We start from the raw sequence: 20,888 nt of genomic DNA, 5'->3' as shown, positions 1-20,888 counted from the left end.
AAATGCAGCTGTTTTTACGAAATTTTCTCCAAAAATCAATCTAACTGGATAATATGTAGTTATAACTGCCTGTATTGTTCAGGTTAGGTAAAAAAGGTTGAAATTAACTGCAGATTTTCCATCTACTCTGCGTAAAATCAAAAAAACCACAAATTTAACTGTATAAAACCCATCTATTTACTTGGAACACGGGGGGATTGTACGAAACTTGCATCCGACCTACTCGCCTTTTTGACGCAGCACTTCAAACTTTTACCTCTACCTCTACCTACCTCTACTCCTACATCATCTACCTTTACTTCCTCACGCATCCCTCGGCTCTACTCACAACCAGCATTTCACACATCAGGCCTTACTGAAAGAGGAGTAAGCTTCGCTTAGCTCTAAAGACTAAATGTCATACGTCTGGATTAACGCAAACGCCCTTAGAAAGTGGCCGCTTAGTTATTTTTTGACCAACTTCGTTTAATAGCTTGTTTCAAGCCTAGGTAGTGTGGGTAATAGAAAGCATAGCAAGATGAACACTATCGAAAAGGAAGAGAGAGGTGTTGGGTATGTTAGGATGGGCTATGACGTTTCTCGTAATCGCGTTAGTTGCAGGTGTTTTTGGATTCTTTGGGATTGTGTCAACAGCAGTAGGTATCGCCAAAATTTTGTTCTTCGTCTTCCTTATTATGTTCGTAGTATCACTGATTTTCGGCAGACGTCGAAGCTTCTAACAAGCATGATCTAGCTTAAGCAGCTAACTCGAAGTAACACAGATACACCCAATAAAACCCATTGACGAGGAGGAATTACCATGAGTACGTATACCAGAGTAAGTGTGACATCAAGTCTTGAGGATACGCAGAATAAGGTACAACAGCTGCATAACGAAGGCTTTAAAAAAGATCATATTTATGTTCTGACACACAGTGCTGAAGGTACAAATTACGTCGCGGAGTATGCGGGTGCAGAGCAGATTTCGATGGCTGAAGAAGGATTGTTCACGTCGATCGCCAATCTGTTCCGATCACGTGGCGAGGAGCTGAGAGCGAAGATCCTGGCGCTCGGCGTGCCAGAAGCAGAGACGGACAGACTCATAACGGAGCTGGAGTGGGGAAAAATCCTCGTATTGGCTACGCCTCATATGAGTGACGAAGATACCTTAATGATGTACCAAGGTGAAGCATTTCAGCGAACTATCATATAAGTGGACGCTATGTAATCGTCCTATACCAAGAAAAAGCCCTTGTCTCCATGGGAGACAGGGGCTTTTGTGTCGGATTCATCGCCTGCTGCTTGTGTTCGATAAGGTGGGGAGCATCTTTAAATCCTTGACCATGGATGAATTGCAAATCGGGCATGCGGGACTATCCGCGAATGAAAAGTTATCTCTCATCCAGCAAGAGCACTGATCAGTGCTGCAGGTCCAGATGCTGGTTTGTTCCTCCGGTACTGGTTCCAGTGATTTTTTTGAAAAGTACAATCGAACTCCTCCTTGTCATAATTGACTCTGACGCGCAAGCAGTTAAAGCACTATGTGATGAAGGACTACAGCTTGACTACATTTTCAGCTTGCGGTCCGCGGTTACCTTGAACAACTTCGAATTGCACACGTTGGCCTTCATCCAAGCTTTTAAAACCTTCTCCTGTAATGGCGCTGAAATGAACGAATACGTCATTGCCGCCTTCCATTTCGATAAACCCAAATCCTTTTTCTGCGTTAAACCATTTTACCGTACCTGTTTCCATGTGTTCATAAACCTCCAACAATAATTTGTGCCTGCGCGGTTCTCCCCGGCGGAATCAACTCGTTCCGAAGAGCTTGTAATTTAATAACGCAGCTTTGATAATATATCCATTATTCAGGAAGCTTATTCCACTTTTCTGAAAAAACATCAAAGTTATTTTCAGACCGCGGCGCACCTTGACGTTTCTATCTTAACTGCTCTATACTATTCCTAAATTTAACAAAGGATTTTCAACAATTTCATAGTTCGTATAACCTCGATAATTCGGTTCGGGGGCTCTACTGGGAACCTAAATCCTAACTACGAACACAGTATATTCGTATATTGTGTTTGTTGTTAGGATTTTTTTGGTTCCTTTATTTCATTTTTAGGAGGCTGAAGGGAATGGGTTCCATATTAATTCAAAATGCGAAGGCGATTGTAACGGTGGATGCAGAGGACCGTATGTTGGAGAATGCGGATCTGCTGATCGAGGACAATCAGATTGTAGCGTTGGGGAAAGGGCTAACGCCGAAGGATGACTCCACGCAAATTATTGATGCATCCAACATGTTTGTGTATCCAGGTCTCATTAATGTCCATAATCACTTGTATCAAACGTTTACGCGTAATCTGCCGCAAGTGCAGAAGCTAGAGCTCTTCGACTGGCTTCGCTACTTGTATGAGATCTGGAAAGGACTTACACCGGACGCTGTTTATCATAGCTCACTTACAGGAATCGCTGACCTTATGAAGAATGGTTGTACGACCGTATTTGACCATCATTATGTTTTTCCTGAGCAGAATAGTGCTCATTTCATCGATAAACAGTTCGAAGCCGCTGATCGATTAGGCATCCGTTTCGTGGCTTCACGAGGATCGATGACACTGGGTAAGGATCACGGCGGATTGCCGCCGATGAGCGTCGTGCAGGACAGCCGTACGATCCTGGCGGACAGCGAGCGGCTGATTGACCTCTATCACGATGCCAGGGCAGGCTCGATGCGCCAGATCGTGCTAGCGCCTTGCTCGCCATTCAGTGTAACCGCAGATATCCTGCTGGAATCCGCTAAGCTCGCTAGAGCAAAAGGCGTGCGCCTCCATACACATCTCGCCGAGACGAAGAATGAGGAAGCCTATACGCTCGAAAGATTCGGCATGCGGCCGCTCGCCTATATGGAAAGCTTAGGCTGGTTAGGCTCCGATGTGTGGTATGCGCACGGCATTCATTTCAACGATGATGAAATGAAGCTGCTCGCGCAAACGAAGACGGGTATCGCCCATTGCCCCATTTCTAATATGAAGCTATCCTCTGGTATTGCCAGAGTGCCTGAGATGCTGGAGATGGGCATTCCAGTTGGTTTGGCTGTCGATGGCAGCGCTTCTAATGATGGCTCGAATCTGCTGGAGGAGCTTCGCGTTGCTTACCTGCTGCACAGGCTTCAATCTAGCGCATTGGCGCCAACAGGTTATGATCTACTGAAAGTAGCGACGAGGGGCGGAGCTGAGATTTTGGGTAGAACCGACATTGGGGCGCTGGAGGTAGGCAAATCAGCAGACCTGTTCATGGTGCGCGTCGATCAGATAGACGCTGTCGGAACGCATACGGACGCCAAGTCCTGGTTGGGGACAGTAGGTCTTAAGCGTGCCGTGGATTATACCATCGTAAATGGCAGAGTCGTCGTGGCGAATGGTGTGTTGATGGGAGCTGATGAGGAGAGGCTCTACACAGAATGCCAAGCTTCGTACCAGCGTTTTATTCAACAATAAAATAGAGAAAAGCTCGCCCCTTAGCCGTGTGGCATGAAGGAGCGAGCTTTCTGTTTAGGCAAGCAGGAGAATAACCAAAAGTTCAAAAAGCACAAGTGTAATAATTTGATTATATTGTGCTGGCGTGTAGATCGGTCTGTGATGACCTTGCTGGTGACCATGATGAGGATCCGTATTCAGATACACGTGATGACCATCTGCATTAATGAGAACACCTTCGTGTGTATGCCCATCAATTGTCGTGACACGAATCTTACGGCCCATGTGTGGATGCAGTGCATGCATGACGGCGTCTCTTTTGTGCTTCATCATGTGCTGCCAGTTGGGCTCAGATTGGTACAACACATGAGGTCCTTGGTGTCCGTGATGACCTTGCGGCCCTTGCGGATGCATAGGGTTCATATACATAAACGTTCACTCCTTTTCGTACAACTGCGCTCTGCAGCAGGCTTTCTGCCTAGGTTCATTACTAGACTATTCAGCTATACGAAAAGGGTGATCGCCTATGTGGAAATTACTTAGTCGCGGTGGATCGTGACAACACGCGTCTCATTGTTGAACGAAACTACACAGCCAAGTTGCTCAGCAATGAAGCGAATAGGAACAAACGTTGAGCTATCAGACAGTGTTGCTGCACTTTCCAGTTCAGCAACGGCTGCCCCGTTTACACTTGCGTTGGTGCTATTCAACGTCAAGAGGAGCGTCTTGCCATTAATGAAATCAGTAATAGTAACTTGTTTCAGCTCACCATTCCAGCCAACCTCAGCACCTAGCTGCTCGGAAACAAAGCGAACCGGTACCATCGTCGTGCCATTCGCATTAATAAATGGTTGAGGTGCGTCGTCCTTGGCACCAGACCCGTCAGTAACCATATTAATATCTTTTTTCGTCACTTGGAAATCATTTTTAAGCATCTTATAAAGCGTAGATTGCTTATCCAGTGCAGCAAGCACTTTGAAGATTGCCGTAGCATCTGGTTTAAGCTGAAGTGCGCCCGTCGTATTAACTTTGCTAGCTGTAACCGGTTTATTCAAATTCCAAGTTTCACTCACATAAGAAATCTTAATCGCGGAAGCGCCATTGTTGGATTTTGTAATTGGCATATTGATCGCGATGTTCTGCTTACGAATTTGCTTGTCATTATCGATGTAAACATCTGCTTGAAGCGATGCCTTGCTACTAAACATATCTTTCGTCGGATCAATGGAATCCGTCAATCCCGCCAGGTAATCGTGGATCGGGGAGTAGACAAAGCCAAGCGTCAGATCTTTATTCGTTAGAAGACTTAATGTAATACTCTTATCTCCACCTGCAATTTGTTCTTGGATGACAGGAGCAAGCGCATCGTACAACTGGCTAAGCACTTTTTTGAGGCCAGCTTCGTCGGCAAGAACGTTAGCAAGCAGCTTTTGCAGAAGGGAAGCTAATTCCGTGCCGCTAAGCTCTACATGTGCTTTGCGTAACGAAAGCGATTCATTATTCACTTGATCCGTTACCGAAGTAATCGCTAGAGAAGCAGGGTCCGTGGTATTCGCTAAAATAAGTTCGATGAGTCCTGATTTAATCTCAAGTAATTTATTGCCGAATTGTTCTTGGATGGACTTAGGCAAGAAACTTAAGAAAGAAATATCAGCCCCGCCTAAAAGATCAATAACAATTGGCTGTTTCGCACCTTCAATGCTAAGGTTGATCTTCGTACCCTCCATAGCAATATTGAAAGGAATGGTACCTTTACTGTAAATAATTTTGCCTTCCGCAGATAGACGTTGGCTATCCTGCGTTTTAACTGCGAGCTCAACCTTCACATCTTGCAAGGCTGCTAGTGCTGCTTTTTCCGCTGCGGATAACTTTGATGTATCGCCTGGGACAAGCTCAAGCTGCAAAGTACCTTTTGACTCGGAAGACTTCACACTCGCATCATTCTGAACGGCTTTCGCCAGTTCCAAACCTTGTATCGATTGACAACCTGTTAGTGTCAACATCATGATTACCAGCGCTGCCGAAATTAACCAAGTCCATTTTTTTGTGTGCATGGGATAATCTACTCCTTTGTTTTAATAGATTTAACGATAAGTCATCGAATGATTATACGCAAGTGGTACGAGAAGGATGCGGTTATGGCTTAAAATTAACGAGCATGATCCCATTTCTCAAGTTCTGTTTGAATGTCTGTTCGGAAGGGGAACTGTTGATGTAGCTTTTGAAGCTCAATTCTCGCTTGTGTTCGTTCTCCTTGAGCGTATTGAATTTGGCATCGAAGGAATAGGACATGAACATCCTGTGGGTTCATAGAAAATGCTTTGTTGATTTCCATCGCGGCGCGAGTGAGATGTACTGGATTTGTTGTTTCTAAGTAATTTTTTAGTAAGAGATAGGCTGAGGTATAGTGTTGATTTGCTGGGATGAAGGCTAGGTTAGAACTGCGTTCAAGAAGTTCAATGGCTTCGGTATAACTAGTTGCGTGTTCTGCCTTGGTGGATAACGCCTCTGAGAAGCTAAGACGGATAGATATGATCGAAAATAAGATAAGAACCAATGAGAAAAGGATGCGTAGAGGTCCATTTAATTTATTTATTAAATCACTAGTAGGTTTTAGCTCTACCATCGAAGTGTGGCTAAATATGCCAAATACAACCCATAAACCGAATAGCAAAGGATATTCAAATGTAAAATCAACTGTACTATGAACCAGTAGACAACCGAATACAGCAAGGCAACTTGCTACCCAGATTTTCGTCGAACCATCTGATTTAAGGTAAGAAGACAAGCCGCTCCAGATAAACAAAATTACAATTGTTGTGAACAGTAGTACACCAATCAATCCGGTCTCAATCCACGTTTCCAACCAATAATTATGTAAATATAGGACTGTGTAGGCAGCTGTCTGATAGTGATATTGTAAAATGTTCCATGCTCCTCCTCCGTAACCTAGAAAAGGGGAGTCGATAATTATTTGCCAAGCGTCTTTGTAATAACCAATCCTACTTGTCCATTCTGATGCGTGAGGGGTTAGCTGAAACAAACGCTTAAGTGAGGTAGCTTGATTACTGTATAGCATCGCAACAGCCATTGCTAGAAAAATAGGAATCATAGTCACACTTATTGTTTTAGTCCGAATCTTAGGCATTACATAGAGTATGAGTAAGGCGACGATGAGAACAGAGCCCAGAAATGCCCATTTTGAAAATGAATAGGTGACAGCGCTAGCAACTCCGGCACAAATAGCTAGTGTTACGGAAGGGATGGTTTTTCGATCATTTTTTCCAAATGCCCAGTATTGTAGTGGGACAATGATAACGAAAAGTAAAAGAACTGTTCGCGAACCGCTCAGAATAATTCCTGATGCTAGAAGGGAACTAAGCCAGATATAGTGAGTTTTGTTTTCTATAGCGGCTAACATATTAGATAGAATCAAGGCAGTGAGTAGTAATACCCCCCATGCATTCGCATACTCCAAGGGTCCTTCGAAACGCCCATCTCGAAATTGGTCGAAAAGAATGCCATAGACGAGCCCAACAGAACATAGATAAACGAACACTCTTATCAGAGTTAATCTATGTGCTTTGGTAAGCTGTGCAGCTATAAGAAATAGAGGTATTACAAGTGCGATACGGAACGATGTTGCTAGAGACTCTTGTTTAGAAATAGCGCTAAATGTAAGTGCAAAGTAGAGACAGACAAAGACAATAAATACGTAGAAAACAGGATGAGAAGGCATTTTACACCTAAATAAAATGAGGCCTGCTGAGACATAGAGACAGCCTTCAATCAGTAAATACTCAGGCTTAAACAATAGACCGTGCCAGAATAGAGAAATACTGATGAAGATGATAAGCAATATAAGTGAAAAAGAGGAAACCCAGTTCTTTTCAACTTCTGGTATATTCTGTTTTTTTCTTGGGCGCACGCTAAGTGTTTTCACTCCATCTCATGAAATTAAGCAAAATTTAATGTTGTGTTCCTAATTTCCATTATAAGGCATGGGACTTTAGTCTTGTTGAATCTCTTGTTATCTCTTATTATTTAGTAGGTAATAGAAGATCGGTAGAAACAACCTGAGGAGGAACTATTTTGCATTTTAGTAATAAGGTAATTGGATCGTTTAAGCGAAGGGCCTCTGCGGCACTCGTGCTATTATTTTTGGTGAATGCATGCATCCCAATTATAGCATCTGCAACAAGTTTGTTTAATCTCCAGTTTGATCCAGTATCTGGCACGGTATATGGCTATATTTATTCAGACAAGGCGGCGTTATCGGTCAGTGTGAATGATGAGACATATGGGACTAAAGCAGTGACCCCAAGTAGTATAAACTTTACAAACCCTTATATTAATGGATTTTATTATGAGTTGAATGGCGTGGGAAGCGAGGGGCTTAAAGGGCTTAAGCCAGTTACAGCAGTAGTTTATGAAGGTAGTACACCTGTTTACTCAACAGTAAATAATGTGAGCAGTAATGTGTATACCTATAGCGGAAGTGATGTTAATCTTACTCCTCCTACTAATCTTGTGGCAAATTTTGAACATGGGCACTGGAGAATTAAATGGGATTCACTTGATAATTTACCCTTTATCTATAGTGTCAAAGAATATCGGAATGGAATATTCGAAGGACAATCTAAAGGTTATCTTCCATTTGAATGGGGTGAAAGGTATGAATTTAATGCACCGCCTGTGGATATTCAATTAAGTGTCATAGACATATTTGGTAACGAATCAGCGCTAAGTGAAAAGGTTACACTCGTAAGTGTAACGGGACCGGAGGCCTATCATTACTCAGGTGTCATTAATTTAAATGGCGTCCCTGCAGCAAATACGAAGTTTGATATTAAGAATGCAGCTGGTGTTGTTGTTGAAAGTTTTACGTATACGAATCAAGAAATCAAGGGCCAAACACAACTTGGCCGGTATGGAATCAACATCAATCAACCGTATATGGACTATGCGGGTAAGCATTTGGATTATTATTTTGATTTACCTGACAACAATTATTCCGTAACCATTACGAATTCACAAAAAAAGATTTTCCAACCGACATCCTATGTTACTGACTTTGTTGCAAGCGTTGACTACGAAGGCTTTTTTGCTAATGTATTTCAACATGAGGTAAATATGAATGGTAATTTTAAGACAAAGCCAGACATGTTTACCAATAAAGATGCAGGTCATTGGTACGTGCCTAATGAAGAAATTGTAAGTTTTACGCCGACAAATGCTACTGGAAACCGTCTGGATATCGATTTTCCCTATGATAGTTGGCCAATGTATGGAGTGGGAACGCATAATACAACGACAATTCAAAATGAGAATTTGATAGGGTCAGATTTACAACTAATTAAAGTTTCAGATCAGTCAGAGGTCGGAATTACGAGCTTAACTCATAATCCTTCTTTTTCGAATGAAGCAATTAATGATAAGTTGGTAGTAAGTGGGAACGGCGGAGGAGGAGGTGGTGGTAGCAGTAGTCCATCTCCTGTAGTTACTAATAATGGGAACGGTTATACACGACCGCAATTACTATCTCTCGTACTCGATGCAGAATTGGAACCTAATGAACAATATGTACTAAAAATGTCTTCTTCTAGCGACTCGAATGAAATCCGATTACCGCAGTGGTCAGGGACAGGCTTTAGTACTGCGGTGTCACTTTCAGTAAAAAACAATTATTTAGATTTATATACGGGCAACATAATTGACAGTTACTATAATGACCGAACAGTTCAAATTTTGCCAGCAGGAACGCTAGAAGCGGTTGCAGCTGTAACGGCCAAAATCACAGCTCTACCAGCTACTTCAAGCCTAGTATTAGCAAATGAAACAGCTGTGAAGGAAGCCAAAGCAGCATTTGATTTACTTACAACGGCTCAAAAGGCGTTGGTAACTCCAGAAAATCAAACAAAGCTTACTAATGCAGTAGCGAAGATAGCTTCATTAAAAGCAACCTCAGGATTTGGTGGAGGTGGTGGCGGCTTCGTGGATAACTCACCTAAACCATCCGACGATGGCGCCAAGGTGGATACGAACAATTACCTGACAAAAGAAAAAGGTTCAGACGGCAAAGAGGTTTCACGCGTCAAACTGGACTCAGATGTATTCACGAAGGCGCTTGATGTGATCAAAGGCAACGATAACGACCACCAAACGATCACCTTGGATGCGACGGGTACGCAAGCTGGGGCCAAAATTGAAATCCCAGCAGCATCATTAACTGAGGCATTGAAATCCAATTCGAATATTGTGATATCGATCCAGTCGGATGCAGGTACGTATCAGGTGCCCGTTAGTATTTTTAAAGATATCGCTAAGCAAATAAATAAGGACCTTAAAGATGTAAAAGTAACGATTTCCGTGACGCAGGCGTCTGCGAAATCATACGAGGCACTTCAGCAAGCGAATCCAACGATTACGACGCTACTTGCCAATCCGATTGAATTTACCATTACAGCAGAGTCGGGTTCTACGAAGGTAGAATTGAATGATTTCTCAGGTACTTATGTGGAACGGAAGATTATTGTACCTTCTACGGTAGATAGTAATGCAACAACCGTTGTTTCATTCGACCCTGTTACAGGTAAAATGACTTTCATTCCTGCCGTTGTCTCCCATGTCAATGGCAAAAGTGAGATCACCATCAAATCACCGCATAACAGCATATACACACTGGTGAAATTGGACAAATCATTTAGTGACATCAGCACGCATTGGGCCAAAACAGACATCGAATTGCTAGCGTCTAAGTTCGTTGTGCAAGGCATGAGCGAAACTACTTTCGCTCCGGATCAACGTGTGACCCGAGCACAATTTGCATCTATGCTTGTTACCGCATTAGCATTAAATCCAGATGCTGCGAAGTCGTCTACGTTTACAGATGTGAAAAGTGCTGACTGGTTTGCAGGCGCTGTGGGTACAGCGGCTAAATTAGGACTTGTTGAAGGAAACAGTGCTGGGGAATTCGATCCTCATGCAGATATTACAAGAGAGCAAATGGCCGTGATGATTTCTAGGGCTTTGATGCTTTCTGGTCAAGAAGTACAGTCATCATTAGCTCAAGACAAGCTTGCTGGTTTTGCTGATAGCAGTTCAATTAGTGCGTGGGCGACATCGGCTGTAGCGCAATCACTTGCTGCTAATATTGTAAATGGTCTGACTGAACAATCGTTTGGACCTAAAGAGAGTGCAACTAGAGCACAAGCAACGGTTATGCTAAAAAGGTTCTTACAATTTGCAGAATTCATAAACTAATAGTAAGACAACGATCCTCCTATTCGATATAGGGGGATTTTTCTTTGAAGCGAAACCTTTTATTCCCAATTTCGTCTAAATTTATGTGGGAGGTAAAGCTGATGATGACGATGTTTATTGTTTGTTTTTTCGTAGGTCTTGTACTTACGTTGCTCATCACACTCTTCGGTGTGGACAGCATTGAGCTGCATGGCGATGCAGGTGGTACACATGGACACGGGCATAGTGGCCCATCTTGGTTTAATATGTCCTCATTGCTCGCGGGTTTGACCGTATTCGGCGGTATGGGGTATATCTTGGGCAAGGTTGGCATGACAAGCGGTTTATTGATTCTACTCGTTGCCATTGCAGCTGGTCTTGTGATGGCGTGGCTGTTCTTTCTTTTATACGCCAAGGTTATTTATAAGCATGATGACAGCATGAGGGAGAGCGATTTTGAGCTCAGCGGGCAGTTGGGGAAGCTCACAGTTCCGATTATTGGAAAAGGTATGGGTGAAATGGTGTATGTGCTCCAAGGAACCACACGTTCCATCAGTGTTCGTTCCGAGAACGGTGAGTCCTTGGTGAAAGGGACGAAAGTTGTTATTTTGAACATGAGCAAAGGTGTGGCTACGGTGACGGAATTTAGTGAATTTGAATAGCCCGTTCGTGCTTCAAACAATAGTGAGGAATGACAGGGAGGTAGAGCAGGAATGATGTATCCAGTGCTTATCATGGTTGTTGCCATTGTGGTTGTTGTTTTTATCTTACTAGCTTCGATTGTAAAAGCGTATAAAAAAGTGCCACCGAATGAAGCGATGATCGTGTTTGGTTTAGGGGGCAAAAGAGTGGTGCAAGGCGGAGGTACGTTCGTTATCCCCGGTTTTCAGAGCTACAAAACCATCTCGATGATGCTCACAAGCTTTGACGTGAAGCCAGACCAGCCGATGTTTTCACTGCAAGGTATTCGTCTCAAAATTGAAGCTGTCGCTCAGATTAAAATTCAAAGTGATCCCATCGCGATCGCAACCGCTTCTGAGCAGTTCCTTGATCATTCGATGGCGGAGCGGGAAGCGATGATTTTGCACTCAGTCGAAGGGCATTTGCGGGGATTAGTCGGGCAATTGACGGTCGAGTCGATCCTCAAGAACCCCGATGAGCTCAACAGTAAGATGAGGGAAACATGTTCCGAGGATTTGGATAAAATGGGGCTCAACCTCATTTCCTTCGTGCTGAAACGGGTAGCGGACGATCAAGGCTACATCGAGAACTTGGGTGTGCCTGAGGTGGAGCGGATCCGCAAAAGCGCGAGTATTGCCAAGGCGGAAGTTGAGCGGGATATTCAAATCCGTCAGGCGGATACGGAGAAGGAGTCGGCCATTCGCAAGGCGGAAGCCCATCAATTGACAATTGAAGCGGAGAGCGCTGCGTCGGCGAAGGAAGCTCAGTACCGCAAGGAGCTCAGCATGAAGGAGGCCGAGTTTAAGCAGGAGACGACGAGTCGTCAGGCGGAAGCGGATTTGGCCTATGAATTGAAGCAAAAGCAAATTCAACAGCTGCTCGTGACGGAACAGGTACGGATCCGTCAGATGGAAGCAGAGGCGAACAAGACCGTTCGCCAAATCGAGGTCGAGCTGAAGCAGAAGGAGCTCGAAGCTTCAATCATTAAGCCAGCCGAAGCGGAGAAGCTGGCGGCAATCATGCGCGCCGAGGTGAGCAAACAGCGGCAAATTCTTGAAGCCGAGGCGGACGCAGAGTCGACGAGAAAGCGCGGCGAAGCCACGGCAGAGGCGGAGCTCGCCAAAGGGAAGGCGAACGCTGAGGTCGTGCGCCTAGCGGGGCTTGCGGAAGCGGAGGCGCTGGAGAAAAAGGCGGAAGCCTACAAGCAGTACACGCAAGCGGCGGTGACGGTGGAAATTCTCCGCATCCTGCCGGAACTGGCGGAGAAAATTGCGGCCCCGCTGAGCAACGTGGATAAGATCACCGTGATCTCGCAGGACGGTTCGACGTCTGGCGTCAACCGAATCACTGGTGATATTGCCAAAATGATCGCGCAGGTACCGGAAATCACCCAGACGCTCACGGGCAAAAGCGTGACCGACTTGGCGCGCGCGTTCCTTGGAAATGATGCTGACCCGACGTTGAAGCGGGAAGGATAAGGGGCACACCCTGACTAAACAACAAAGCCACACTCTTAGCTATAGAGTGTGGCTTTTTCCTTTTTCCAGAAGAGCTAGCAAGCTAGTCAATTCTAAGAGAGATATCAAGCGGATTTCGCTAGATTACGATACAATAGAGGGGATGCGAGTCTTCTTCGCAGTAAGCATAGTTTGGATAGAGGCGGGGAGACGTATGCTGATATATAAAAAATTTCTACGTGATCTTTTACGAAATTATATGATGGGTTCGGGTATTGCTGTTCTAGTTGTTGGCGGGGTTATTATTTCGACAACGCTCACGATTTCGGGGGTTGAAATGCTCCGTGTGTTTATTATTATGATTTTATCGTTATGTGTCATGATGTTTGCGGAGTTTGTGATATTTCGGAAGCACATAGGGCCGATACGTGAAATGATGAGGCAAGAAAAGCCGTCGCTGGCGACTATTCGTGCAGCCTACTTACAGACGCATCGCTTTCCTGCCCTATCGGTGATGCGGATTATGGGGCCGCACTTTTTGGGGCTATCCATTCCAGCAATGACCATGGCAAGTTTAGGGATCGCATGGGGTTGGTTGACACTGCCGGCGTTTTACATTGGGCTGGCAGGCATCGGTGCGATACTGATTGCCAGTATGCATGCGTTGCTGGAGTTTTTTACGACGGCGCAAGCTATTCGGCCCATGCTGGTACATATACGTGAGTTAGGGCAGCAGATTCATGGGGAGGATGTCTCGTTGGATGGACGCGTCATCGTGTCAATTCAGCGAAAGTTTCAGTTGAGTGCTTTTCTCATCGGCACGATGCCGCTATTTCTTTTTAGCTTAGCAACGCAAATTCGGTTGAGCACAAGTGTGGACTCTTCCCAGCTGATCGCTGATTACTGGAAATGGGCGGCGATTATTCTTTTGCTGGGCGTTGGCTTCTCGTCCTTGGGAGCACGCTTGCTGGCCAGTGATATTCAACAGCCGATTGAGGATTTACATCGCGTAATGAAGCAAGTGCAGTCCGGCGATCTTAAAGTTAGAGCCTCTGACTTATACTCGGATGAGTTTTCGCGGTTGATTGCGGGCTTTAACCATATGGTGAAGGGCCTCGATGCCCGTGAAAAAATGAACAATCAGCTCCTGCAGAGCTATTACGCTACACTTGCGGCAGCTCTCGATGCGCGAGATGCCTACACGGCAGGGCATTCAACGCGTGTCGCCAAGTACTGCTTGTTAATTGGACAAGCGGTTAGCTTGAGCGAACAGGAGCTTGACTGGTTGTACAAAACAGCGCTGCTGCATGATATCGGCAAAATTGGCGTGCGCGATGCGGTGCTGTTAAAGGATGGCCGATTAACCGACGAGGAATTCGAGCAAATCAAACGTCACCCGGATCTGGGTGAATCGATTTTGAAACAGATTGAGCCTGCTGAGGCGATGGCTCCCTTGCTTCCGGGCGTGCGCTCGCATCACGAGCGCTACGATGGTGCGGGATATCCGGATGGCCTGAAGGGCCAGGATATCCCGGTGTTCGGCCGCATCATTGCGGTGGCCGATGCGTTCGATGCGATGACGTCCGATCGTCCGTATCGGAAGGGAATGCCTGTCGAGAAGGCGATGGCCATTCTCGCGGACGGGAAGGGGAGTCAGTGGGATCCCCGTTTTGTTCAGGGCTTTATGGATGCATACAAGGCCTAGTTGCTGAGAGTGGTAGTCAGGGGGCCACAGAGGGAGTGGGCTGAGTGGCCTGTGGGTCAACTAAATGGAAAACATACAGCTAATTCAGGCGTATTTCATGGTAATCGGACGAATAGATGGAAAAAGTACAGCTAAAATAGCGGAAATCAGTAATAATTCCGTTTTGGGCAGAAATTAACTACATGAAATCCAGCTATTCTCGCGATTGAGTGAAAATCAGCAAAATTAGCTACATATAATCCAGTTAAATTTGTTGAAGTGCACCGGGAGCGGCGGGGGTTGGGTCCGTAGAAGTAGATGTAGAAGTAGAAGTAGAAGTAGAAGTAGAAGTAGAACACCCAGCCCAGAATCGGCACCTGCGCAGCCGAAACCACAATAAACCCGCTCAGTCCAAATGGACCAGCGGGTTTTCATATTTAGTGTGCTTTTGTTTGTGATTCCAATTGCAGTCCCACTGCAGACCCAGTAGCGCCAGCCGGCCGAGACTCTGTCTCGGCGGACAGATAGCGTCCGACCTTGTCGATCCATTCCTGGACGTAGTGGTCTGTGGCCCATTGTGCCATGACGAGCTGTTCACCAGGCTCCAAATCTAAAGTGAGCTGGGGAATGCTGCCGGGCGCTTGCCCGTAGGAGTAAAATTTGAGCGTGTCTCCCTCGAAGATGACGAGCATATCGTCCAAGGGGGAGGTTAGCGCATCGGTAGCTTTCGGCCACGAGGACTTGATATTGCTCCAAGAGCAACAGATATCATCGTGATTAACGACTTTATCCGGCAGTTGCCGTGGGAAATCACGCAGTACGTAAGAATCAGGTCTCGATAAACTAGCTTTCGGCGTTTCAGCAACTTTGCCGACCCATTGTCCTGGTTCACGCTGCACCGTCCAGCTCTGTCCTGAGACTTCACTCATCGCATTGTCTCCTATGCTTGATATCCTCGCAAGATCCGTGCTCGTGCTTGTGCCAAAGACATCCATCAAGGATACATGGTTCTTGTCCACTGGCTTTTTGTAGAATTGCAAGGTACGTGCTTCTTTCAATTGCGGAAGTGTACGCACCCAGATGCGATCTGCATGGTAGGGCGCATTGCCATTCCAAGCTGCCTCCGACTCGGCAATAGAGACGTACTGGTTGCCTGCAAACAACAGTGTTTCTACACGATTAAACTCTTGATCTTCTGGCTCTGTGAAGCGTTCTGTCTTAACGGGCTGATCAGCCAAATGAGCAGATAAATAGTGAGACTCACCTTTGTTCGTTATATGTGTAAGGGAGTCAATTTTCCAAAAATTTTGCTTATATGGCATCAAAATGCCAGTACCTTCGGAGGTTTTCTGTAATTGCCCGCGAACAGGCGCAACGAGCATCGTCCGATAGGTACTGTAACGAAGCGGAGACAGCGCCCGTCCTTGATTTCCGTTCGTAGCCGTCTCATGCTCTGTCCGTAGCCCAATGAGCAAGGCTGTGTTAATGGGAGCAGGTGGAGGCGTGGAGACGGTGACTTCCGCCGGCATCATTTTCTCCTCAAGAGCAGCAGCCTCACTTTGCGTGTGCATCGTATGCCAAGGGAAAAGAAGTACTACAGCCAAGACAGTACCTAAACCACCAACGCAGAGAAGAGGTTTTACCTTGGATTTGCTGCGCTCCTTCTTACGAATCGTTTGCTCGATATCCTGTTGAAGCTTGGAGGTGAACCCCTTCTGCACGAGGGGCGCATCTTCCAGTTGCTTCTGGAAGTCATCCGGCTCAGGAGTGTTCAAGGGCTTCACGCTCCTTCAGACTAAGAACCTTGAGTCTGGCGTGATGTAGTCTGGATTTAACGGTTCCTTCCGAAATATCCAGAATAGCTGCCATTTCCTTGGTTGTCATCTGATAATGTGCGTGAAGAATTAAAATTTCTCTATATTTTGCGGATAAAGACATGACCTTCTGCCAAATTTCACTTGCATATAAATTCTCAACCGCTTCGGTTTCAGCTGAGCTTGCGGTACCTCCCGACTGCACGAATCCAACAAGAGTCACCTTGCGCCAAAACGCTTTGCGCATATGATCATAAGCGGTATTGCGGGTTATGGTAAGCAACCAGGTTTTAACCGCAGCTTCACCACGGAAAGTCGTCAGATTGCGATATACTTTTAAGAAAGCATCCTGTGCAATATCGTCAGCTGCATCTTTATTCCGACAAATACTGAAGGCATAATTCCACACATCATTCCCGTAGGTTTCCATTAAATTACGAAGGATCACCTTCTGATCTGTTGTTTCTGCAATGTACTTCAAATAATCAAATACATGGACACCCGTCGTTTCCAATTCTCTCACCTCTCCTATATAGACGCATCTGTTCCCGAAAAGTTCAACATTCGAAATAAAAACTTTACTTACATCTTTCGTAAGCCCTTGCTCCTTTGTGCCTCATCAGAGCGTATTCTTTATTGAAACTGTTCATGCCCAATTAGTAGAGCGTGATCGGCAGGAAATTGTACCTAGAAAAGAGAACAATAAGAATAGAAACTGGAACGTATGCGTTCTTGCTTGACAACGAAGAGCTTTAGCACGCAATATGAAGGAAGGACTAGATCCTTCGGAGAGGAAGAGCAGCATGAATTTCGTTGAGCATATAGCAGATCATTTGCGATCCGGGCTAATAAGCAATTATCCACAGCCGATTGCCCTGAACCTAGGTTTAGTGTACACCGTGAAGCTAGAAGACAAGAAGACGAATTTAATTTGGCTTCCTTATGAATATACAGGTTTAGCTTACATTGATATGGGCCTACAGGTGAATGTTTACCCGTACTACCGGGGTACAATTATCGAGGAAATTGAGCTTTCCCGAGGAACGGATCTGTACAAGCCACAGACGGAAGAAGCGTTCACTAAGACTCTCTATACCAAGGGCTACGAGCTGCACCAGCTGCTGCAGGAAGAGCCCTACAGTCATTTACAGGGAAGTGCACCTGATTATCTAGCTAAAATGATGTACATTGTCGACTGGATGCGCTATTACAATTCGGCTAAAGCGGTAGCAGGGAAGCAAAAAAAAGTATAAGAATGTTCACGATAGCGGATCTTGCTTTCTACCTAGTAGAGGGCAGGGTCTTTTTGTCTTTTATGTGGCTATAGACCCAGTTAAGGGGGGCTTGTCCCGCCTTAATGAATGGGCTTTTTAGCCTGTTCTCAAAGACTAGTAGAAGGCTTATCCTAGAGAATGGTAGAAGTTGGTGCCGAAAATTAGGATAGAAGCGGAGAAATTGGCGATGATACGATGGAATAAATGGCTGACAATTGCGACGATCGGTTGCCTATTAACAATAGGTGGTCTGCAAGGTAGAAGCGAGGCAGCGGGATTTAAGGATATTAGTGGACATTGGGCGGAGCAGACAATCGATCAGATGGTACAGCAAGGTTTGTTGGATGGCTTTCCAGATGGAACGTTCCGACCGGATGAGACTGTTACCGCAGATCAATTTGTGAAAATTGTACTGCTAGCCTTCACAGATAAGTTCCCGAATGGGGAACGGAAGTGGAAGACAAGCTTTTTGCAAACATTGAGTGTAAGTAATCAAAATATTTTAGGACAAGACTACCGAGATTTCACGTTTAAGCCGAGCACGGTCGGTTACTGGGCGAAACCGTATTTAGATCTGGCAAGTGATCTTCATTTTATTAGCAAAGGGCAATTCAGTGATTATAAGGCTTCGCTCAAGCGAGAAGATGTCGCGGAGATTTTGTACTATTTATTGAAGGAAACGGAGTATTTGGAGGACGAAACCTATAGTCTTAGCGCGGCATCTCATTTCGGAGATTTACAGAGCGCAACGAGCAGACAGCAGAAGTTTATCGGAGAGTCGATGACGAAAGGGATCATGGAAGGGTATCCGAATGGCTACTTCGGGGTAGGCAAATATGTAACACGAGCGGAAGCGTTGCAAATTATTACGCGTTTGCAGACGAAATCGAAGCGCGTCAGCGTGAAAAACGATAACGATGCTTTCATCAAAGTCGTGCCAACCAAGGATGGCAGCTACAAGAAGCTTGTTTTCCCAGATCAGCGCATGCTGCAAGCCTACGAAGTGATGGAAGGGGCGGGCAAGCTGCGCGGGACGAACTACGATCTGGAAGAGACAACGCTGCGTCTATTTCGTAATTCAGAAGCCAAAGCGCAATCCCTGAGCGGAGCTACGGCGGAGGCGCGGGGCAGCAATGAAGCTTCTCTCTGGTTGGATCCACAGTTTGCGACCTATGGCGTCACGGTACGACTGGAGGACGGGGTGCTTGCTCGGAATACGGAAAGCATCCGCAAGTTTACGGATTTTCTATTCGGGTACGATGCAGACATTTTCAATCGCCTATTTACGGATGCATGCGCACGTGCCGCAGCGAAAGGTGTTCTTGAAACAACAACAACGCAAATCGGTAATTATTCGGTGGAAACACGACTAGAGTCAGATGGGAAAACGATTGTTTTCTCTATTATCCATTCATAAAAGGTGATCTGAGGCTGTACATACAAGTTGATTTGTTTATTCCTTATTTGCAAAATATCTAGCTAACATGTACGTACAAGTGTATAATGTAGGTATTATATGTACATTTTATCGGAAGGTGTTGAGCTCAGATGCTAGAGGAATTGAGACAGCAAGTTTTGGAAGCCAATTTGGATCTGCCCAAATATCGGCTAGTTACGTTTACATGGGGCAATGTCAGCGGAATCGATCGTGAGCAAGGACTTGTCGTGATTAAGCCGAGCGGCGTACCATATGAGGATTTGAAGGCCGAGGACCTCGTTGTCGTAGATCTGCAGGGTAATCTTGTGGAAGGCAAATTGAAGCCATCCTCAGATACGCCAACGCATTTGGCGTTGTACCGCGCCTTCCCGACGATTGGCGGCATCGTTCACACACATTCGCCTTGGGCTACAAGTTGGGCGCAGGCAGGTCGCGCTATTCCGGCATTGGGTACAACGCATGCGGATTATTTCTACGGTGAAGTACCGTGCACGCGTCTGATGACAGAGGCAGAGATACAAGGCGCCTACGAGTTGGAGACGGGCCATGTAATCATTGAAACGTTCCGTGAGTTGGATCCCGCGATGGTTCCGAGTGTGTTAGTGAACTGTCACGCACCATTTAGTTGGGGCAAGGACGCGCACAATGCCGTTCATAACGCGGTTGTACTGGAAGAGGTTGCGAAGATCGCGTATCGTACGTACAACTTGAATCCTTCAATTCAGCCTATGGATCAAACCTTGCTGGATCGTCATTTTCTAAGAAAGCACGGGGCGAACGCCTATTACGGGCAAAAATAAGAACTTATTGAGGGCAATCGGCTGAAAGGGCTGATTGTCCTTTTTGTATTTATATAGATAAGGAGAGGGGTTAGTCGATGAAAGAGACTAACTCCAGCGCGCCAGGGCAATTGTAGAAGAGTTAGTCGCTCCAGTATCTTTTGGCGAGGAGCCGTTCATTTGGTATGATGAAAGTAGACTAGGCAGAAGAGGATGATGAGAGATGTTTGCGAAATCGAATTATAGTGGAACAAGAGAAGAACAATATACCTTGCTGATCGGGCAAGTTCACGCTTTAATACAGGATGAACCGAACCGTATTGCTAATTTGGCGAATGCATCCGCATTGCTGGGGCAGTTCCTAGAGGACATCAACTGGGTAGGCTTCTACTTGGTGGATGAGCAGCTTGAGCGGAAAGAGCTTGTGCTCGGACCTTTTCAGGGATTGCCGGCTTGCGTGCGAATCCCTTTCGGTAAAGGGGTGTGCGGTACGGCAGCTGAGCGGATGGAAACTGTGCTTGTTCCTGATGTCCACGCTTTTCCGGGACATATCGCTTGTGATGCGGCTTCGCAATCCGAGATCGTGATCCCGATTGTGGTGGGATCTGAACTTGTCGGGGTGTTGGATATCGACAGCCCGAGTCTTAATCGGTTCGATAACATCGACCAGCGTTATCTGGAACAGTTTGTGCAGAAGCTCGCCGCTGCGATGTAGCGTTAAAAATTAACTTATGCACGGCATTCCGCGCATAAGTTTTGGCTGCTCTTGTCGAATAACTGGATAATATCCAGCTATTTCTCGTCAATATATTGATTTGAATAAAATAACTGGATAATATCCAGTATTCAGCTCCAATACGGCGTAGGTGGCTGGATTAACTGTAGGTTTTCCATCTGTTTCACGTATTTAGTGATAAACAGCTGAATTAGCTGTAGTTTTTCAGGCTGTCGAGAAAGTCTCGCGGTGTTTTCGACAGTTTGATTTTTATGTGGTGGATCTCTCCTCTTAAAAGAAAAATCGATTTAAAACAATCTGAGAGACAACGTTCGAGTCTAAA

At 45.6% G+C, this 20,888-nt stretch carries 18 protein-coding genes and 1 riboswitch; of the genes, 11 read left to right on the top strand and 7 right to left on the bottom strand.

Annotated features, from left to right (window positions below):
* Positions 1-554 precede the first annotated feature (554 nt).
* A complete protein-coding gene (locus HQN88_RS33660; RefSeq protein ID WP_173120490.1) occupies positions 555-719 on the top strand; it encodes a DUF1328 domain-containing protein in 165 nt (54 codons plus the stop codon).
* 80 nt (positions 720-799) lie between these two features.
* A complete protein-coding gene (locus HQN88_RS33655; RefSeq protein WP_173120489.1) occupies positions 800-1,192 on the top strand; it encodes a YflT domain-containing protein in 393 nt (130 codons plus the stop codon).
* A gap of 75 nt (positions 1,193-1,267) precedes the next feature.
* On the opposite strand, the gene HQN88_RS33650 is transcribed toward HQN88_RS33655, so the two are convergent.
* Positions 1,268-1,468 (bottom strand): cold-shock protein, encoded by a 201-nt coding sequence (locus HQN88_RS33650; RefSeq protein ID WP_081787428.1) that lies wholly within the window; start codon positions 1,466-1,468, stop codon positions 1,268-1,270.
* A 65-nt stretch (positions 1,469-1,533) separates the two neighbouring features.
* Entirely contained in the window at positions 1,534-1,734 is a 201-nt protein-coding gene (locus HQN88_RS33645) for a cold-shock protein (protein ID WP_028555458.1), read from the bottom strand.
* 225 nt (positions 1,735-1,959) lie between these two features.
* Positions 1,960-2,056, top strand: a riboswitch (purine riboswitch).
* Positions 2,057-2,117: 61 nt separating this feature from the next.
* Between HQN88_RS33645 and HQN88_RS33640 the strand changes: the two genes are divergently transcribed.
* Positions 2,118-3,482, top strand: coding sequence for an 8-oxoguanine deaminase (locus HQN88_RS33640; RefSeq protein ID WP_173120487.1), 1,365 nt, complete (start codon positions 2,118-2,120; stop codon positions 3,480-3,482).
* A 54-nt stretch (positions 3,483-3,536) separates the two neighbouring features.
* On the opposite strand, the gene HQN88_RS33635 is transcribed toward HQN88_RS33640, so the two are convergent.
* From HQN88_RS33635 to HQN88_RS33625, 3 genes are all read right to left on the bottom strand, one after another.
* Positions 3,537-3,890, bottom strand: coding sequence for a hypothetical protein (locus tag HQN88_RS33635; protein WP_173120485.1), 354 nt, complete (start codon positions 3,888-3,890; stop codon positions 3,537-3,539).
* A 110-nt stretch (positions 3,891-4,000) separates the two neighbouring features.
* Positions 4,001-5,515 (bottom strand): copper amine oxidase N-terminal domain-containing protein, encoded by a 1,515-nt coding sequence (locus HQN88_RS33630; RefSeq protein WP_173120483.1) that lies wholly within the window; start codon positions 5,513-5,515, stop codon positions 4,001-4,003.
* A 95-nt stretch (positions 5,516-5,610) separates the two neighbouring features.
* Positions 5,611-7,389, bottom strand: a complete 1,779-nt coding sequence (locus HQN88_RS33625) for an O-antigen ligase family protein (protein ID WP_173120481.1) — start codon at positions 7,387-7,389, stop codon at positions 5,611-5,613.
* 164 nt (positions 7,390-7,553) lie between these two features.
* On the opposite strand from HQN88_RS33625, the gene HQN88_RS33620 reads away from it, so the two are divergent.
* The 4 genes from HQN88_RS33620 to HQN88_RS33605 all read left to right on the top strand — a co-directional run bounded on the left by HQN88_RS33620 (position 7,554) and on the right by HQN88_RS33605 (position 14,546).
* The gene (locus tag HQN88_RS33620; protein ID WP_173120479.1) at positions 7,554-10,724 is read left to right on the top strand and encodes an S-layer homology domain-containing protein; all 3,171 of its coding nucleotides are present in this window, start codon (positions 7,554-7,556) and stop codon (positions 10,722-10,724) included.
* A gap of 101 nt (positions 10,725-10,825) precedes the next feature.
* Entirely contained in the window at positions 10,826-11,365 is a 540-nt protein-coding gene (locus HQN88_RS33615) for an NfeD family membrane protein (protein WP_173120478.1), read from the top strand.
* 51 nt (positions 11,366-11,416) lie between these two features.
* Positions 11,417-12,862, top strand: a complete 1,446-nt coding sequence (locus HQN88_RS33610; protein WP_173120476.1) for a flotillin family protein — start codon at positions 11,417-11,419, stop codon at positions 12,860-12,862.
* Positions 12,863-13,055: 193 nt separating this feature from the next.
* Positions 13,056-14,546: an HD domain-containing phosphohydrolase gene (locus HQN88_RS33605; protein WP_173120473.1), complete on the top strand. Its 1,491-nt coding sequence runs from the start codon at positions 13,056-13,058 to the stop codon at positions 14,544-14,546.
* A gap of 416 nt (positions 14,547-14,962) precedes the next feature.
* Here the strand turns inward: HQN88_RS33605 and HQN88_RS33600 are convergent, their stop codons facing one another.
* Both HQN88_RS33600 and HQN88_RS33595 read right to left on the bottom strand, forming a co-directional pair.
* Entirely contained in the window at positions 14,963-16,300 is a 1,338-nt protein-coding gene (locus HQN88_RS33600) for a hypothetical protein (protein ID WP_173120471.1), read from the bottom strand.
* Positions 16,287-16,853 carry an RNA polymerase sigma factor gene (locus tag HQN88_RS33595; RefSeq protein ID WP_246320607.1) on the bottom strand — a complete coding sequence of 189 codons (567 nt, stop codon included), beginning with the start codon at positions 16,851-16,853 and terminating at the stop codon, positions 16,287-16,289. Before HQN88_RS33595 ends, HQN88_RS33600 begins: the two co-directional genes overlap by 14 nt.
* A gap of 289 nt (positions 16,854-17,142) precedes the next feature.
* On the opposite strand from HQN88_RS33595, the gene HQN88_RS33590 reads away from it, so the two are divergent.
* The 4 genes from HQN88_RS33590 (at position 17,143) to HQN88_RS33575 (ending at position 20,545) form a co-directional block, all read left to right on the top strand.
* Positions 17,143-17,592, top strand: coding sequence for a hypothetical protein (locus HQN88_RS33590; RefSeq protein ID WP_246320606.1), 450 nt, complete (start codon positions 17,143-17,145; stop codon positions 17,590-17,592).
* A gap of 208 nt (positions 17,593-17,800) precedes the next feature.
* Positions 17,801-19,030, top strand: coding sequence for an S-layer homology domain-containing protein (locus HQN88_RS33585; RefSeq protein WP_173120469.1), 1,230 nt, complete (start codon positions 17,801-17,803; stop codon positions 19,028-19,030).
* Positions 19,031-19,161: 131 nt separating this feature from the next.
* Positions 19,162-19,851 carry an L-ribulose-5-phosphate 4-epimerase gene (gene araD, locus HQN88_RS33580; protein ID WP_173120467.1) on the top strand — a complete coding sequence of 230 codons (690 nt, stop codon included), beginning with the start codon at positions 19,162-19,164 and terminating at the stop codon, positions 19,849-19,851.
* 202 nt (positions 19,852-20,053) lie between these two features.
* The gene (locus tag HQN88_RS33575; RefSeq protein WP_173120465.1) at positions 20,054-20,545 is read left to right on the top strand and encodes a GAF domain-containing protein; all 492 of its coding nucleotides are present in this window, start codon (positions 20,054-20,056) and stop codon (positions 20,543-20,545) included.
* Positions 20,546-20,888 lie beyond the last annotated feature (343 nt).

The sequence above is a fragment of the Paenibacillus qinlingensis genome, from assembly GCF_013204845.1.
GTDB classification, from domain to species: domain Bacteria; phylum Bacillota; class Bacilli; order Paenibacillales; family NBRC-103111; genus Paenibacillus_E; species Paenibacillus_E qinlingensis.
The sequence above is the reverse complement of the archived record's forward strand: the minus strand, read 5'-3'. Positions and strand labels throughout refer to the sequence as shown.